The 16,827-nt window shown below is 45.1% G+C and carries 16 protein-coding genes and 1 other RNA gene; 10 read left to right on the forward strand and 7 right to left on the reverse strand.

Annotated features, from left to right (window positions below):
* Positions 1–2 precede the first annotated feature (2 nt).
* Complete coding sequence (locus tag FO446_RS11255) at positions 3–692, forward strand: MBL fold metallo-hydrolase (RefSeq protein WP_173609755.1); 690 nt, start codon at positions 3–5, stop codon at positions 690–692.
* Positions 693–744: 52 nt separating this feature from the next.
* Here FO446_RS11255 and FO446_RS11260 read toward each other — a convergent pair whose 3' ends face one another.
* The 3 genes from FO446_RS11260 to FO446_RS11270 form a co-directional block, all read right to left on the reverse strand.
* Entirely contained in the window at positions 745–1,392 is a 648-nt protein-coding gene (locus FO446_RS11260) for a SurA N-terminal domain-containing protein (RefSeq protein ID WP_232773105.1), read from the reverse strand.
* A gap of 108 nt (positions 1,393–1,500) precedes the next feature.
* Complete coding sequence (locus tag FO446_RS11265; RefSeq protein ID WP_173609753.1) at positions 1,501–2,187, reverse strand: tetratricopeptide repeat protein; 687 nt, start codon at positions 2,185–2,187, stop codon at positions 1,501–1,503.
* An 80-nt stretch (positions 2,188–2,267) separates the two neighbouring features.
* Entirely contained in the window at positions 2,268–4,232 is a 1,965-nt protein-coding gene (locus tag FO446_RS11270) for a beta-propeller domain-containing protein (protein WP_173609752.1), read from the reverse strand.
* Positions 4,233–4,414: 182 nt separating this feature from the next.
* Here FO446_RS11270 and FO446_RS11275 point away from each other — a divergent pair, with 182 nt between their 5' ends.
* The 5 genes from FO446_RS11275 (at position 4,415) to FO446_RS11295 (ending at position 9,712) form a co-directional block, all read left to right on the forward strand.
* Positions 4,415–5,950, forward strand: coding sequence for a fumarate hydratase (locus FO446_RS11275; protein ID WP_173609751.1), 1,536 nt, complete (start codon positions 4,415–4,417; stop codon positions 5,948–5,950).
* A gap of 167 nt (positions 5,951–6,117) precedes the next feature.
* On the forward strand, positions 6,118–7,338 hold the full coding sequence (locus tag FO446_RS11280) for a metal-dependent hydrolase family protein (RefSeq protein WP_237900664.1): 1,221 nt from the start codon (positions 6,118–6,120) through the stop codon (positions 7,336–7,338).
* 150 nt (positions 7,339–7,488) lie between these two features.
* Entirely contained in the window at positions 7,489–7,830 is a 342-nt protein-coding gene (locus tag FO446_RS11285) for a LysM peptidoglycan-binding domain-containing protein (RefSeq protein ID WP_221867216.1), read from the forward strand.
* Between the two features lie 100 nt (positions 7,831–7,930).
* Complete coding sequence (locus FO446_RS11290) at positions 7,931–8,119, forward strand: hypothetical protein (protein ID WP_017247839.1); 189 nt, start codon at positions 7,931–7,933, stop codon at positions 8,117–8,119.
* A gap of 183 nt (positions 8,120–8,302) precedes the next feature.
* On the forward strand, positions 8,303–9,712 hold the full coding sequence (locus FO446_RS11295; RefSeq protein ID WP_237900666.1) for an MDR family MFS transporter: 1,410 nt from the start codon (positions 8,303–8,305) through the stop codon (positions 9,710–9,712).
* Between the two features lie 2 nt (positions 9,713–9,714).
* Here the strand turns inward: FO446_RS11295 and FO446_RS11300 are convergent, their stop codons facing one another.
* Positions 9,715–9,969: an alpha/beta-type small acid-soluble spore protein gene (locus FO446_RS11300; RefSeq protein WP_173609747.1), complete on the reverse strand. Its 255-nt coding sequence runs from the start codon at positions 9,967–9,969 to the stop codon at positions 9,715–9,717.
* 31 nt (positions 9,970–10,000) lie between these two features.
* Positions 10,001–11,116: a radical SAM/CxCxxxxC motif protein YfkAB gene (gene yfkAB / locus FO446_RS11305; protein ID WP_237900668.1), complete on the reverse strand. Its 1,116-nt coding sequence runs from the start codon at positions 11,114–11,116 to the stop codon at positions 10,001–10,003.
* Positions 11,117–11,193: 77 nt separating this feature from the next.
* Between yfkAB and FO446_RS11310 the strand changes: the two genes are divergently transcribed.
* The 3 genes from FO446_RS11310 to FO446_RS11320 all read left to right on the forward strand — a co-directional run bounded on the left by FO446_RS11310 (position 11,194) and on the right by FO446_RS11320 (position 15,292).
* The gene (locus FO446_RS11310) at positions 11,194–11,877 is read left to right on the forward strand and encodes a DUF1385 domain-containing protein (RefSeq protein ID WP_237900670.1); all 684 of its coding nucleotides are present in this window, start codon (positions 11,194–11,196) and stop codon (positions 11,875–11,877) included.
* Positions 11,878–12,162: 285 nt separating this feature from the next.
* The gene (locus FO446_RS11315; RefSeq protein ID WP_237900671.1) at positions 12,163–14,958 is read left to right on the forward strand and encodes a COR domain-containing protein; all 2,796 of its coding nucleotides are present in this window, start codon (positions 12,163–12,165) and stop codon (positions 14,956–14,958) included.
* 133 nt (positions 14,959–15,091) lie between these two features.
* The gene (locus tag FO446_RS11320; protein ID WP_237900673.1) at positions 15,092–15,292 is read left to right on the forward strand and encodes a hypothetical protein; all 201 of its coding nucleotides are present in this window, start codon (positions 15,092–15,094) and stop codon (positions 15,290–15,292) included.
* A 55-nt stretch (positions 15,293–15,347) separates the two neighbouring features.
* Here the strand turns inward: FO446_RS11320 and FO446_RS11325 are convergent, their stop codons facing one another.
* Positions 15,348–15,881 carry a gamma carbonic anhydrase gene (locus FO446_RS11325; RefSeq protein ID WP_237900675.1) on the reverse strand — a complete coding sequence of 178 codons (534 nt, stop codon included), beginning with the start codon at positions 15,879–15,881 and terminating at the stop codon, positions 15,348–15,350.
* 13 nt (positions 15,882–15,894) lie between these two features.
* Complete coding sequence (locus FO446_RS11330; RefSeq protein WP_106782299.1) at positions 15,895–16,203, reverse strand: iron-sulfur cluster biosynthesis family protein; 309 nt, start codon at positions 16,201–16,203, stop codon at positions 15,895–15,897.
* 115 nt (positions 16,204–16,318) lie between these two features.
* Between FO446_RS11330 and rnpB the strand changes: the two genes are divergently transcribed.
* Positions 16,319–16,708: RNase P RNA component class B (gene rnpB, locus FO446_RS11335), an RNA gene on the forward strand.
* Positions 16,709–16,827 lie beyond the last annotated feature (119 nt).

The following is a 16,827-nucleotide window of genomic DNA, read 5'->3' on the forward strand; positions in this document are numbered from 1 at the left end:
GCATGAACAATGTGATTGCACCAATCACAGACTCCACCTGGGCGATCATCACCTATGAGGAAGCGTGGAATAGCTACGTGAACAGCTATGTGATCAAACAAGGGAATGCCTTTGTATTGATTGATTCTCACCAGCGCAAGCAACGCTCATTTTTTCAACAGGCGTTGGAAGAGATCGGGGTCAAGCCAGATCGAACGGAATATGTCTACTTCACTCATCGACATGCTGATCATATTGGAAATGCCGATATGTTCCCTTCTCGAAACAATTGGATTCACCTCGACGATTATTACGAACTGGACGATTTTTCACAGACGCTATTCGGCCATACGTTTACAGGTAGTGGGGGAGATCTGCCTTCTCTGCGTTTCCGACAGCTTTCCTTTCATACAGAAGGCTCCGTTGCCTTCTTTGATCCCCAGTCGAAAATATGCTTTGTTGGCGATCATTTATGCTTTGAAAACACAGAACTCGGCCAAATCGTTGGAGGAGAAGTGGACTGTCGGACAGCTTATCAAGAACACTTGAAGCAATGGGTAGCACGTGAACCAGAGCGAGCAGCGGAGTTTACGGAGGGCTTGGAGATTTTGCAGGATTGGCCCATTGAGTATTTAGCCACTGGTCATGGCCCTATTCTTCAAGGCGAAATCAAGGAGTTTTTGCAAGAGTTGATTGCGATTGCTCGTCCGTAACGAAAAAAGACTTGTGTGCCGCGCATTGCCGGCTTGCACAAGTCTTTTTGCATTACTTGCTGGAAGTTGTTGTTTCTTCTTCTTCCACTGATTTTTCTTTTTCTAAATCTTTATCCATGATTTGGACGTTATGCTTTTTATACAATTCATCGATCCATTTATCCATATTATTTCGTTTGTTTCTGGATTTTACTTTTTCGATCACTTTCGGGCGAGCTTGTTCAAATGTTCCCTCGAACTTATCTTTGTTTTTCTCATAGTATTCTTTGATTTGTTCTTCGGTGATCGGGTTATCCTTCTCGAACAGCTTGTCCCGCAGCATAACAGCGCGGACGCCTTCACGGAGCTCTTGCTCAGTCATTTGCTTTTCCTTCAAATACTCTTGGAATCTTTCTGGTGATCCCATTTTTTCTTTGACTGGGTTCACACGCGCATCGAGTTCTTGATCGGTTACAGTAACTCCTCGTGCAGCGCCTTCCTGTTTGTACAGCTCCAAGGTGATGATATCAGCCATGATACGCTTGCCAGCATCTTTTTTCATTTTGTCGTACAGTTGCTCTTGCGTGATCGTCACATTACCAATTTTGGCAACAGGGTTATCCGCAGAGAATGCAGAATCTTTTCCAGGTGTACAGCCCGCTACAGCGAGACCGAGTACAAGTGCTGAGGCAGCAAGTATAGATACATTGAATTTTTTCATGAAAAATACCTCGCTTTCTTGATAGTAATACGACTGTGCATAGAGCAGCGTTACGGGAAGCGGAAAATAAAAACCGCACACATAAAGCAATGTGCGGTCGTCAATCGATTAGCTGGCTTGTGTAGAGGCTTTTTTCCACTCTTCCAAGCGTTTTTCCAGTACGGTTTGATTCAGATCCAAAAGACTGGCCGATTTGTCCATCAATTGCTTCAGATGGGAAAGGGCTCGCTCATAATTTCCTTTGGCAGCTTCAATCTCTGCCAAGCAGAAGAGCTTCCAGTCTTTTGCCGATCGTTTGCTTGCGATCAGCTGGTAAGCTTCTATCGCACTCTCTACTTCACCCAGGCGGGCGTGCGAGCAGGCAATAAGAGCTAAGGAATCAATCATTCCCTGATCACGCTGGTAAATACGAAACGCCACTTCCAATGATTCGTTGTATCGTTCGGAGGAATAGTAGACGATCGCCAAGTTGTAAAACAAGTAGTGAATCATCGCTTGATTGAATAACGTTGGTCGTTCTTTGCAGACGTTGATTCCTTGAACGATATATTTTTCGGCCATTTCATAGTTGCCAAGCATGATTTCATGGGTTGATTTATCCAGCATAGCGACAGCACGGGAACGGTTCTTCCGATAGGAAGCCTCCAGCCAGCGCAATCGAATATTCAAACGACGTTTGAAAAGATTGGCCATGTACTGAAAGCGGAAGGGCCAGTGCAGGCGAATAAACATAACCAACAGCACAGCCGCAATCCCTGCCAGCGTCGATGTCAAATTAAAACTCAAATACTCCACGTAGTGACACCCTCTCTATTTACGCTGCATCTATTACCCCATCTTAGCACAGAACCTGTCCGCATGACAGAGCATTACCGCTATTTCGCCAATGGCAAGATATTCTCTTTTTTGGGGGTAGAGAGCTGCTGCGTTTTGACGTAATCGTCAGAAACGGTATAGAGCGTGTCGCCAATCGTAAGTATCCGTTTAATGTTACTGGAGCTGTCGTACCAGCCTTCGCCTGCTTTCGCAACATCTTCCTTCGACAGATGGGTGATCTGATCTTTCAGTTGAAATCCTTTTTGCAGATCAAGCCGATATACGTAGGCACCTTGGAAAGTAAAGTGGCCGTACTCGCGCATATCGTTTTTGGCTTTTTGTTCAGCTGTACGTTCGTGGACGGATACAGGGAAGGCTAGCAGATTTTTTTCTTTGGAGAACAGCAGAGCCTTGTGATTGTGCAATAGCTCGGAGTCCGTCCCCCTGTCCCCGATAACCGTCTTGAACTTTTCCTTCGGTTTGGTTACATCACTGACGTCAAAGAGGGCAATTTTCATCCCTTGGTAGTACGCCCAGTCTTTATCAGATTCTGCCTCTTTGCCAAAACCGATGATATGGTTTTCATCATACGGGTGTAAATAGTCGCTGTAACCTGGAATTTTCAGAGCACCCAGTACGCTTGGCGCAGAAGGCTTCTTCAGATCGAGAACGAACAGCGGATCGACTTTTTTGAAGGTGACCATGTAGGCGCGATCTCCCATGAAACGGACAGAGTAAATGCGTTCTCCAGGAGCGATGCCTTCCAGCTTGCCGAATATCTCGAGTTTGTTGTTCAGTACATACAAATTGTTTTTGGACGTAAGCTCATCGTCTCGCCACATGTTCCCGCTCGTGGTGGCGATTCGGAAATAACCGTCGTTTTCATCCATAGAAAACTGATTCAGAATGCGTCCAGGCACCGACCCTTTTCCCGTATACTGAATGTCTCCCTTGTTCATGGCAAAACGATAAATGGTTGTATCAGACTCAATGGGAGGTGCAACGAAAGGAGTTGGTACTCCTTTTTGCTTAACGGCTACTGGCTGGGCGGCATTGTTCTGAGTGACGGCTACATACAGATTTTTGGTGGATGCATAGATGTTCTCGCCAGCGCCGAGATACGTATGCAGTGACATCTTTTCTTTCGAATCATCCAGATTCACGCCAGTGACGATCAAATACTCGGGACGAAAATGATCCGGGAAGTAACGAATCTCGCTGTAGGGAATGGTTTGGTATTGATTATCATGGGCGCTGTCTTTATACGTTGGGCCTGGCACTTCCGCTTTCTCTTGCAGAATACGATACGTATCCATGTAATGATTGGCTGTCACGTACAGGCTCGCGCCGATTTTGCGGGACGACATGTACTGGCCTTCCAGCTCCAGTTGACGAATGAGCCGAGGTTGTTTTTTGTCCGAAATATCGTAGATCATGGTTTTCACGGACTGCATGCTTTGGAAACGGGGGATGCCTCTTTTGGAAGCAGAACCAGGAGGATAAGAGATGTTCTCATCCGCTTGCCCGATGACGATGAGTCTCCGATCGTCTACGTACATTTCTTGCGGTACGAATTTTCCATTGTCATAGCTGATACGGCTTGCGACCTTCATCTCGGTGGCTGGATATGCTTTGATGATGCGTACCTCATCCTGCGTGGATTGATAAAGATAAGTTCCGTCTGATTTGACGATATCTGCTTCATCTACGCCCTGCACTTGTGTATTCGTTGTGGAAAAATCACCGCGAGCAGCGCCGCCGGAAGTGTCCGCTACTTTGTTGGCTGTGTTAGGTGCGGCTGCTGGCATAGCGGCAGTCGTTTCCAAGGTGCCGTAATGATAGCTGTCCAAGTCTGATGATTGGATGAGCTTTTTTAGCTCCGCATAGGAACCGACTACTGGCAACTCTTCTGTAGTTGCTGCGGCTTGAACGGCTGGCTCCGCAATTGTACCTGTTGTGAACAGGAAGGGTATAGCGGTCACCACCATCACGGAGGCGAGAAGCCCGGCAAATGTTCTTTTCATTTTAATCCCCCTCGTATCTGCTTCTTGCCAAAATTTGCTGTCGGTAATAAGACGACGCACGTTTACGGAATGTTTCACACACTCTTTGGGCAGCAATCTACGGACAGGTGGGGGAGCGTGTGCTATAATAATAGGCGGTTTATGCTACCATTTACACCACTACGTCAAAAGGGGCGTCATAGATGGAAAACTTGAAGCAAAGCATTCTGGAACTCATCACGGATACTTCTACGAATCTACCACCAGACGTGCGTCGTGCCGTCAATGCAGCTAAAGTGAAAGAGGATCTTGGCACTCGTGCAGCGCTGTCTTTGTCTACGATTGCGCAAAACGTCGTCATGGCAGAAGAAAATGTTTCTCCGATCTGTCAAGATACGGGGATGCCTACATTCGAAGTGAAAACTCCGGTTGGAGTCAACCAGCTGATCATTAAACAAGCGATCAAAGAAATGATTGCAGAAGCAACCAAAACAGGTAAGCTGCGTTCCAACTCCGTAGATTCCTTGACGGGTGCAAACACAGGGGACAACCTCGGACCAGGTACGCCTGTCATTCACTTCGAGCAATGGGAAGAGAATGAAATCGAGATCAAGCTGATTCTCAAAGGCGGCGGCTGTGAGAACAAGAACATCCAGTACTCCCTGCCCTGTGAGCTCGAAGGCCTGGGCAAAGTGGGCCGCAACCTGGATGGTATCCGCAAGTGCATTTTGCATGCCGTCTACCAAGCGCAAGGACAAGGCTGTAGTGCCGGCTTCATCGGCGTAGGAATCGGTGGGGATCGCACCTCCGGTTATGCACTGGCGAAGCATCAATTGTTCCGCAAAGTGGACGATGTGAATCCAATTGCTGAACTTGCTGCTTTGGAAGACTACATCATGGAAACAGCGAACCAACTCGGAATCGGAACCATGGGCTTTGGTGGTAACTCGACTTTGCTCGGCTGTAAAATCGGCGTGGAAAACCGCCTGCCAGCAAGCTTTTTCGTATCCGTTGCGTACAACTGCTGGGCATTCCGCCGTCAAGGTGTTCGCCTGAATCCGGAGACTGGCGAAATTCTCCGTTATCTGTATAAAGATGAAGAAGTGGCGATGGACTTGTCCCCGGTAGCAGCTACGGACGATGCGGGCGAAAAACGCCGCGAGGTTGTTCTGGAAGCGCCAATCTCTGAAGAACAAATCCGCAGCCTGCGAGTGGGCGATGTGGTCATTATCAATGGTGAAATGCACACAGGACGCGACGCCCTGCATAGCTACCTGATGGATCATGACTGCCCAGTGGACCTGAACGGTGGCATCATCTACCATTGCGGTCCGGTCATGCTGAAGGACGAAGCAGGCGAGTGGCATGTAAAAGCGGCTGGCCCGACTACCTCCATTCGCGAGGAGCCTTACCAAGGCGAAATCATCAAGAAATTCGGAATCCGTGCCGTTATCGGAAAAGGCGGAATGGGTGCGAAAACCCTGAAAGCATTGAACGAGCATGGCGCTGTGTACTTAAATGCGATTGGTGGAGCGGCCCAGTATTATGCAGAATGCTTGGAAAAAGTAGAAGGTGTCGACTTCATGGAATTCGGTATTCCAGAAGCGATGTGGCACCTGCGCGTAAAAGGCTTCGCAGCAATCGTCACCATGGATGCTCATGGCAACAGCTTGCACGCGGATGTGGAAAAGTCTTCCGCAGAGAAATTGGCTCAGTTTGCAGCACCTGTATTTAAATAAGAAATGTAAAACACGAAAGCCTCTGGCGCACTTCACGTGCTCCCAGAGGCTTTTTTTTCAAACTAGGCGGAAGAGGAGAAGGAAATAGTCGGATAAATGATGAACTTTCGAGGAACTAACAACGATTGCGGACAGATGAATTTTCATTTTTGACAGGGGGGACAGGAATGAAATGGTTGATTGCTGATCGCGTCATTATCGGAGATGGAGAGCATGTAATCGAACAAGGCGCTGTCGGGATTGATGAGCGAGGAAAGATTGTAGCAGTAGGGGCAGAAGCGGAGCTTACAGATTCCATTTCAGGAGGAGAAGTAAAGCGGTACAGCGGATGTTCCATTTTACCGGGTTTGATCGATTTACATGTTCACATCGGGTATTGGTGGAGCAAACCAGATTCCGCTGAGTATCGCAACAACGATGGACTCGTGGCGTTACTTGCGACAGCGAACTTGAAAGAAGCACTTTCTTTGGGGGTCACGACGATCCGCGATGTAGCAGCACCGGATGGATTGTGCAGTACACTGAAACTGGCAGCCAAGAATAAGTTCATTGTGTCCCCTCGTCTTTTTCAGGTTAACCAAGGGATTATTATGACCGGGGGGCACGGCTGGCAATTAGAGGGTGCCCTCAGAGAAGCAAACGGTCCGTGGGAAGTTCGGACAGCCGTGCGTGAACAAGTGCGAGCAGGTGCAGACTGGATCAAGCTCATGACGAGTCATCGTACACCAACGCCGGAGTTCACACAAGAGGAGTTGGATGCGGCGGTTGATGAATCTCATCGCTTGGGACGAAAGTGTTGTGTGCATGCCTCGCTCCAACCGGCGATCCAAATGGCGATTGATGCGGGATTTGATACGATCGAGCATGCAACGTTTATGACTGTCGAACAGGCGGAACAGATGAAAGAAAAAGGACTCGTATGGGTACCGACCATGGTCACCTTCTTCCAGATTGCTGATTATTACAAGCATATTTGGAATGAGCAGCAACAGGCAAATCAAGGCATATTGAGCGAAGGGCTTATTGAGCAGGGAGCTTTTTTCATCGAATCGGAAAAGGCGTACCGGGAGAACTTCGCACGATTGATAAATACAGGTGTAAAGATCGCTACGGGTACGGATATTGTATTGGAAGGCTATCCGATTACACCTGTGGCAGAAGAGATTAAACTGATGGTGGAGCTGGGGATGGAGCCAATTCGGGCGATCCAGGCTGCTACTCAAAACGCTGCCGAGGTGCTGGATCAAGGAAGTAAGATTGGTACGTTAGCGCCAGGTTATTTTGCAGATTTGCTTGTGGTAAAAGGTGATCCATTACAAGAGATAGAGGTATTGAAGCAAGTAGAAGAAGTGTTACTTGAGGGTGCGACAGTCTATTCAAAGTGTTAATGGGGCTAAGCCTTGCACTTCCAGGTTTGTAACGGCGTTTGTACTGGGTGTTTGACTATTTTAAGCCAAAATGGGTATTGGTTTATTGCGCGTGTACCAGGGCGGGCATAGGTTAATAACGAATGATCACAGAAAAAAGGAGTGAGATTCGTGAACTATGTAGTCCGTTCGGGAGATACGCTGAACAGCATTGCGGCTCGTTTTGGTGTATCCGTTCAGGAATTGATCCGCGTGAATAATATCGCCTATCCTTACTACATTTACGTGGGGCAAAATTTGTACATCCCAATTACTCCGACACCAACTCCTGGTGGGGATGTCGAGCGTCGTTTGAATCGACTGGAGAACCGAGTAGATGCGCTGCGCGAAGACTATCGTAGGCTGGATAATCGAGTAGATCGATTGGAGAACCGTGTCACTCGTCTGGAGCGGGCCATTACGCCAACACAACCTCCGCGCCCACGTCCGACCGGCACGCCTCGTCCACGCTAAGCAGCTGGATAGAGGGACGAATAATTTTCCGCATTTCGCAATTTCCCCTTCGCCTGATCCTGCATAAAGTAATACGAGAGGATTAAGAGGAGGTGCGGCCATGCTAGGGTTAAATGGAAAAAACGTCCGACACCATTTCATGGGCGTCTATGGAAAAGTAGTGCAGATTCGAGAGCTGGTGGATGTGATCGACCAAGTTTTTGACTCTGTAAACAAAGTGGGCAATATAGGTAAGGCGATGCTTGGACCTCGTAAGGCAAGTGCCAAAAAGCTCGACAAGCTGAGATGAATGGCAAAACAAAAAAACCGCGTCCATCATGGAGGCGGTTTTTATTTTTAATTTCATCCGTTGTTCCTAGGGGCATACTCTATCATCAGAATAACTCAACTGAAAGAAAAAGTCTACTCTTTTTTTGGGAAATCCCTTATATTTTTGGAGCTGTTATCAACTGACTTCAAAAAGGGGAGTGCGATGGAGATGGAAAAGGAAAAGCGTCGCGTAGACTTAGTCACGGGTGGAGTGCTGATGGGGTTAGTCTTGTCATCGTTGGATCAGACGATTGTCTCAACAGCCATGCCGACAATTACGAAAGAGCTGGGAGGTCTGTCTCTTTATAGCTGGGTGTTCGCCATTTATATGCTCACATCGACCACGAGCATGCCCATCTATGGGAAAATGGCAGACTTGTTTGGGCCGAGAAAAATGTATTTGATCGGGTTGTTTCTGTTTCTCTCAGGATCTCTTCTGTGCGGCATGGCGAATTCCATGACGGGTCTTATTGCAGCGAGAGGAATCCAAGGCTTGGGCGCCGGGGCATTAATGCCGGTTGCGTTCATTATTGTGGGTGAGCTGTATCCACCCGAAAAGAGGGGCAAATTTCAAGGGCTTTTCGGAGCTGTCTTTGCGATAACGAGTATACTCGGTCCCACCATTGGAGGAATTATCGTGGAGCATCTGTCATGGGGATGGATCTTCTTTATCAACCTTCCCATCGGTATCGCTTCCATTTTGATCATTGCCCTAGCCTTTCGAGATCAGCGGCAATATGATAAGAAGCCTGTCATCGACTGGTATGGGGCGACTAGCTTAAGTGCAGCCATCATTCTCATCTTGTTGTCCCTTGTCATGGAGAGCAGGGAATACAAGATCGGGTTAGGGGGTGCGGGCATCTTATTTCTCGGTCTGTTCATCTGGATTGAAACCAAAGCAAAGGAGCCCCTGCTTCCGTTGTCCCTATTCCGCATTCCGGCCATTGGATATGGCAACCTCGCAGGATTCTTTGTGAGTGCCGCTTTGTTTGGGGCAATCGCATACATCCCTTTGTTCGTCCAAGAGGTACGCGGTGCGAGTCCGTCAGAGGCTGGTTTCCTTTTAGTGCCACTCATGCTGTCCGCAGCGATTTCTTCGACGCTTGGGGGAAGATGGATGGCAAAAGCTTCATTTCGGGCGATTCTGATTCCCAGCTTGCTCATCATGGCGACAGGCTTTTTCCTTCTGAGCACGATGGATGTAGGGATAACCAACACACAGCTCGTCAGCTACCTGATTGTCACAGGTCTAGGCATGGGGACGATCTATCCGGCACTCGGTACAGCAGCACATAGCGCTGTAAAACCGCAAGATCGAGGTGTTGCCATGTCGACATCGCAATTATTTCGTTCCATCGGGGGGACGATTGGAGTTAGCGTGTTGGGGAGCATCGTAGAATGGCGGATGCGGGAAGGTCTGGTGTTTAGCGAAGCTTTGCACGACGTCTTTATCACTGGCTTGTTTCTGATTGGAATCAGTTTGATAGCCAGTATCCGACTTGGTAATACTCGCTTGCTCGACAAAGAACCCCGCCATTCGCATTCATCAAATAGCGGGGTTCCCAAACAATAGGATTACGGTTTTTTATTCATACCTTCCATTGCCATCCGAACCATCTCTCTGACCATACTGCCGCCCAAGCGTCCTCCGATTCGACCGGCATCGTGAGAGGTTAACTGTCCATTGTAGCCGGGATGCAATGGAACATGAATTTCTTCTGCAACCTCGAATTTGGCCTGCGCGGGATCAGCAACGTCTGCAACCTGCGCTTTTAGGGCGTCCAGCCCTTTTCTCGCCTCGGGTACGAGAGGGCGTTTGCGTCTGCTCATGGTAGATCACCTCACGCCCTAGTGTGCCCCATTAAACGAGTGCTTTGCGCAGAGTAAAATCAGTCTCCTGATAGTAAGTATTAGCAACGAGCAGGTTCGGTCCTGCACATCCAGCGGCAGGGCAGAAGCAATTGATCTTCTGATTCAGCGTGTGTTCTTGCCATTTTTCAAACATCGACTGGAGCTGATGGGTTTGAATATTGCCCAATGGCTCTACATCCCCGAAATCGGTCACGATGACATCGCCGGTGAAAATGTTGATGTTTAGACGATTGCGACCATCTGGATCATTTCGAGTCGTCACATTTTTCGCAGAGCGCAGTCTGCTGATCAACTCCCTGTCTGCTGCTTCGGGGCTACAAGCGAAAAACGGAAGTGTCCCGAAAAGCATCCACAAATCTTCATTGCGCACATCGAGCATCCGGTGAATGGCTTGACGGAGCTCATCGAGTGAAAGGACATCCAGATCACGGGCAAAATCACTCGCGTACATCGGGTGTACCTCATGTCGTTTGCTGCCCATCTCCTGAATTTGACGATGGAGGGTATCGAGCTTTGTCCATGTGCGATGATTCAGCATCGTTTCAGCTGAGACAAAAACACCTGCTTCCGAGAGTTTGCGGGCATTTTCCATCATCTCATGAAATTGTGCTTCCGCTCTTTTGATTGAAACCGGCTGCTGTGCTTTTGCGTAAACAATATCATGGAATTCTTCGGGAGTAGACCAATTCCACGAAATATGCATGACATCGATGTAAGGCAGGATCAATTCATAGCGAGAATAAGGCATAGACATGTTGGAGTTGATTTGCGTCCGCAGCCCGCGATCTGCTGCATATTGTAGAATAGGCGCGATCACAGTTTTCACGGTGCGCTCGCTGTACATCGGTTCTCCGCCTGTTATACTGATAGTAAGCAGATCTTTTGCTTCATCGAGACGACGGAGTATGAGATCAACTGGGAGAGCGGGATCGTCTTTGTATCGCAATGTATCACCAACCGCGCAATGCTCACAGCGGAGATTGCACAGATTCGTTACAGTAAACTCGACGCTGGTAAGTTTATAGGCGGGGGGTGTCGCATTGAACAACGGCTCCCATGGATCGTGTAAAGGTGTTAATGGTGTATTTGGAACCATGCGGATCAATTGTGAAACCTCCTTCATTCTGCGTACAACTCAACCTATTATAACGACATTAGGGCGGAAGGAGAATAGCTAACGACATGATTATGGGGATGTCTTTTGGACGCGGTGTGCTTTTTCATGATCGAAATGTGCTGGCTTGCGCGGAAGTAAAAGACGGCGTGATTCACATGTGGGCGGAAAAAATCACATTGAAAACGATAGGGAAGCTCTGGTATCGAATCTTCTTCTCCTTTCCTTGGTACTATCAATTGTTTCACTTCCTTCTTGCTGGTTATGTACTGGCGGCGATCATAAAGCCTGACTGGGTCATCATCGATCCAATGTGGGTAGCTGTATACATCGCAGGCTTTCACTTCGTTTTTCCGAAAATGATGAAAAAATTTCACGGTGCAGAACATAAAGTGTTTAGCTATGGAGGGAAGAAATCGTTAGCAGCACTGAAAGAGATTCAACGGGCAAATATCGTGAATGACGGTTGCTCGACGAATCTGGTCGTGTGGTTTTTTACGGGGTTCATTTTGTCTGTATTCTTCTTACCCTTGGAATGGAGCGTCGCATGCGGGGGAGCAGGACTGCTTGTTGGTATGCTTGGGGATCGCTACGTGCGTAAATATTTCGGTTTTCTTTACAAGCTGTCGGCTTTCTTTCAAAAATACAGCACGACCAAAGAACCGGATCGGATTCATTTAGAGACAGCGATTCGCTCGTATATGCTATTTGAGCACATTCGCGAGGTGGATCGATTGCAGAATGCTTCGTAAGGAAAAAGCGGTGTTTCCACTATGGATACGCCGCTTTTTTTGTTATATGTATCTTGTGGTTGTTGGTTTTCAACTACAAGAAGATGAGAGTTGCACTTCGTTAAGATGCAATTAATTATGGGGATAGAGAGTTCGATTATATTCAAACCACTAATCCAGTATGGTTCAAAAGTATTGTGTTCCTACGTTATCTGTGAAGTCAAAAAAGAACGTGTCGGAGTGTACAAATCACTACGGAAATTTTGTATAATAATACTATTATCGGAATTCGGAGGTAAATTATAAATGCAAAACAAAAAAAGCAGTATTAATGATGACGAAGAAAGATTTGAAAATAATTTTGATATAGAAAATTTCGAAGATTATTATGAGGAATATGACGAATATGACGAAGATGACGAAGATGACGAGAATTACGAAGTAGATGACTTTGATATAGTTCAAAATATACATTCAATTTTGCCATATGAGCGTCATTATAGCACTTTAACCACTAGTCAAGTGATAGATTTAATAAATGAAGCAAAAGAAAAAAGGTGGAAAGTACTAGATCTTTCTGAATGTGGTCTAAGAGAGCTACCAACAGCGATTGGAATGCTTACAGATCTAGAAATTTTAGATTTGGGAAATCATGGAATGTTGGATGGGAAAATAAAATCTTCAATAAATATATTTACAACTTTACCACCTGAGTTTGGAAAATTAGTGAATCTCAAGATTCTAAGTCTATATGGTACCAAAATTAAGTTTCTACCAAAAGAATTTTCAAATCTTAATAATTTGGCTACGATAAACTTAAATGGTGCTGACTTCGAAGAATTTCCAGAAGAATTATGTCAATTGAAGAACTTATGTAACATAGCTATAAATGATTCTTTTACTTACTTACCAGAGAGTATTAGTGATTTGAAGAACTTAGAAAGACTGTACATGCCAGGCGCTCAAATTACAACCCTTCCTGAGTCAATTGGAGAACTTACCCAACTAAAAGAACTATATTTGGCAAGAAGTAAATTATCATACATTCCATCATCGCTTGCAAAATTAAAAAACCTTATTAAATTTGAACTTGGAGACTCAATTATTACGAAAAATATCCCCCCTGAAATTTTTACTCAGACTCCTAGTCAAATTATTGACTACATACTGCATTATCAAAAAGATGAAGCCAAAATAATTTTAAATGAGTCCAAAATGATCATAGTTGGACAAGGGGGAGTTGGTAAAACCTGTTTATTGAATAGAATAATAAACGATAAATTTGTGGAAGGGGCTTCAACAGAAGGAATTGATATTGCTCAATGGTGTTTTGAGTCTGAAGGAAAAGAAATTCGACTCAATACTTGGGATTTCGGTGGTCAAGAGATCTACCATTCCACACATCAATTTTTTCTAACAAAGAGATCACTTTATATTTTTGTCTGGGATGCTCGACAAGAAGAAGAATATGGTCGTATTGATTATTGGCTGAATACGATACAGTCTTTTGCAAACGACAGTCCAATTATCATAGTAATAAATAAATGCGATGAAACAAGAAAAAATATTAAAATGATTGACATTACTAATTTGTGTACAAGGTTTCCCCAAATAGTTGATTGTTTTTATGTGAGCTGTCTTGATAACACTAATATTGACATTTTGAGGGAGCAAATTATTAACGAGGCTAAGAAACTGCCACTGATGGAAACTATGTGGTTTTCATCTTGGGTGAATGTTAGACTTGAATTGGAAGGATTATCAAAATCTAAAAATATTATCGACTATCAGGCGTATATTGAAATTTGTTCGGAACATTCTATAGAAAGAGATGAAGCAGATAGCTTAATAAAATATCTTCACGATTTAGGCGTGGTTCTACATTTTCATGAGGATAATATTCTTAAAAATATAATTATTCTTAGTCCAGATTGGGGTACCGATGCAGTATATAAAATATTAGACGCCCAGACGAATATTTTGAAAGATCGTAATGGACTATTGTATTACAAAGATCTCCCGAAGATATGGAACGACAGGAGTAAATATCCTGAGAATACTTATCCGTACATACTTAAACTTATGGAGAATTTTCAGTTATCGTTCGTTGTTGAAAATACAAACACATATTTGGTGGCAGAACTATTAGATAATACAGAAAAGAATACTGAGTTAATTTTTCAAAAAGAAACCACTTTGAATTTTAGGTACGATTATAATTTTCTGCCAGCAGGAATAATGACTCGTTTTATTGTAAAGGCACATACATATTTAATTGATGTAAATGGTGTTAAAATGTGCTGGAGGAAAGGAGCATACCTTCAGTATAAAGATGCATATTGCTTAGTCGTGTTAAGAGATGGAATTACAGAAAGGTATGTAGATATCAAGGTAAGCGGTAAAAATCAAAGGAATCGTCGAGAACTTTTAGCTATTGTGAGAAGCACTTTTGAGCAAATACATTTAAGCATACCAAAGATAACATTTACCGAAAAAGTTATGTGTAATTGTAGTACAAACTGCAACTACCTTCACGATTTTCAATATTTAATAAAACTAGAGTCAAACGGAATATTAGAAGAGAGATGTAAAGATTCCTTAAATTTAGTACAAATTATCATGTTACTTGACGGGATACATATTAAGCATGAAAGGAAGTTTGGAATGACAGAAATTAATATTAGTCCAATATTTAATAACTCACCTATAATAAATACAAGTTCCAGCGCTTCAAATATTAACAATATAACAATAGAAGTTAAAAATACGATAAATGAGTTACAAGGTTTCGTTAATGAATTAAAAGATGAATTAAAAGAAATTGACCCAAACTGCGCTCAAGAGTTAAATAAAATTGACTCAAGCATACAAAAGCTTGATCAGGCACAAACAAAAGAAGACATCGTTAAATCTGGAGCATTAAATAAAATAAAAAGATTTTTTGAGGAAATTAGCGATTCAGAATCTTCAACAGGAAAAATAATAAGTGGTGTCAAAAATGGTTACTCAATACTACAAGATATAGCAGAAAAATACAATTCCATAGCAGAGTGGTGTGGCAGTCCGGTCATTCCAAAGGTCTTTTTAAAAACTAAAAAATGATTGTTACATTATCCATTGGGGTGTTTCCCACTAAAGTATATTAGACGATTTTTGAGAGTAATAGAGTTTGTCAACTATAGTTAAGTGTTTTATTAACTGGGATGGAGAACGAGATGAGGAGAGCTGAGTCGAGATGAGAAACGAACAGGATGAAATTTTGGCAATGGGACCGATCTTGGATGTCGGGGCAAGAGCGTCCTCCTTTACAGCTGAGGCATGTCAACAGGGACGAGAAGCAATCGTAGTCGATCTGCTTTATCAAATGATTTTTACGAAGGGGAAGGTAGAGATCGAGGAGGGCGCTAAGCATTATTCGGAGATTCGCAAATCTTAGAAACAGGGAGGATAGAAGGTGCATATGCGCCCTCGACCTCCCTTTTTTCATTTTCCTACTCCCGTTCGAGCGGGCTTTCTTCCAGTTGGCGATACATCTTGCCTTTATCCACATATGATTGGCGAATGCGCACGAATTCTTTTAAGTCTTCCTCGTTGAGTTCACGTTTTACTTTTGCTGGGTTGCCAACAACAAGCGAGCGAGGTGGCACCTTCATGCCTGGAGGAACGAGTGCACCCGCAGCAACCATCGCTTCTTCTCCGATTTCCGCACGATCCAGCACGATCGCGCCCATTCCAATCAATGCGCCGCGACGTACCACGCAGCTATGTAAAACAGCGTTATGTCCTACAGTCACCTCGTCTTCAAGGATCAACGGGTTGTTTGGGCTTTGATGCAGGGTGCTGTTGTCTTGGACACTGACGCGTTTTCCAATGACGGTCGGAGCGATGTCCCCGCGGATGACGGTGTTGTACCAAATAGAAGAATCCTCGCCAATTTCGACATCGCCAGAAACGACGGAGCCTTTTGCAAGAAAAACCGTAGGGTGAATCTTCGGTTGGATGTTTTCAAATGATAAGAGCAGCATAGTTACCTCCTAATCAATGAGTAAGCGAGCAATCTGTTTGCATTGGGCGCGGATGGAAAATGGAGAAGCGGCCAGTTGCAGGATCGCAGTCGATGACCGTCCCGGAGAGCTTGTCAATCTCATGTGTTTGATAAAAGAAACGAATCCCACTTATTTCTTGGTCGAGATCATGTTTGTCCGCTTCCGTAATGGCGATGCTATATGTATAGCTGCCACAACCCGTCGTAGTCGGGACGAGTCTGATTCCGAGCTGTTCAGCATCCGATTCCTCCGCGATCATTTGTGCAAGACGTACTGCCGCAGTTGGAGTAATGGTTATCATCGTCCTACCTCCTTGTACCATTTCTATTGTACTACAAATGACCCTTCCAAATCCTGCTTGTTGACCATGTAGGAGGCATGTGATAGAGTAAATGTTACTGATTCTGATGTGCAGGAAATGTGGGTAGTCGCTGCCGCAATCGTTTCGATGATTGGCGGTAGAGGAAAGTCCAGGCTCGCCCAGGCTGAGATGCCTGGAGTGTTCGTACCTGGTGCAAGCCAGGGCAGTGAGGTGCTGAGCCTTGCTGACGGCGTGGAAAGGGCTCTCTCTGAGGCCCGAGTACGCTGAAAGTGCCACAGAAACGTAGCTTTTCTGGCGACAGAAAAGATGGAACGCGGTAAACCCTGCGAGCGAGAAACCCAAATTAGGTAGGGGAACCGTCCTGAAGGAATCAAACGGAAAGGACGGATGGTATCTTCGGATGCCATAGATAGATGGCTACCGCTCTTGGTGCGAGGGATTGCCCCGCTTGAAGCACGGGAGAGACAGAACCTGGCTTATAGCATTTCCTGCTGGAATGAAACGTAAAACCACCTGATCTCAGGTGGTTTTTTTACGTTCTGCGAAATATCGTGAACCCGCTACCTATCAATGTTTGAGGAACAGTGGAATGATTTACCGTAA

It is taken from the genome of Brevibacillus brevis (assembly GCF_022026395.1).
GTDB lineage: Bacteria > Bacillota > Bacilli > Brevibacillales > Brevibacillaceae > Brevibacillus.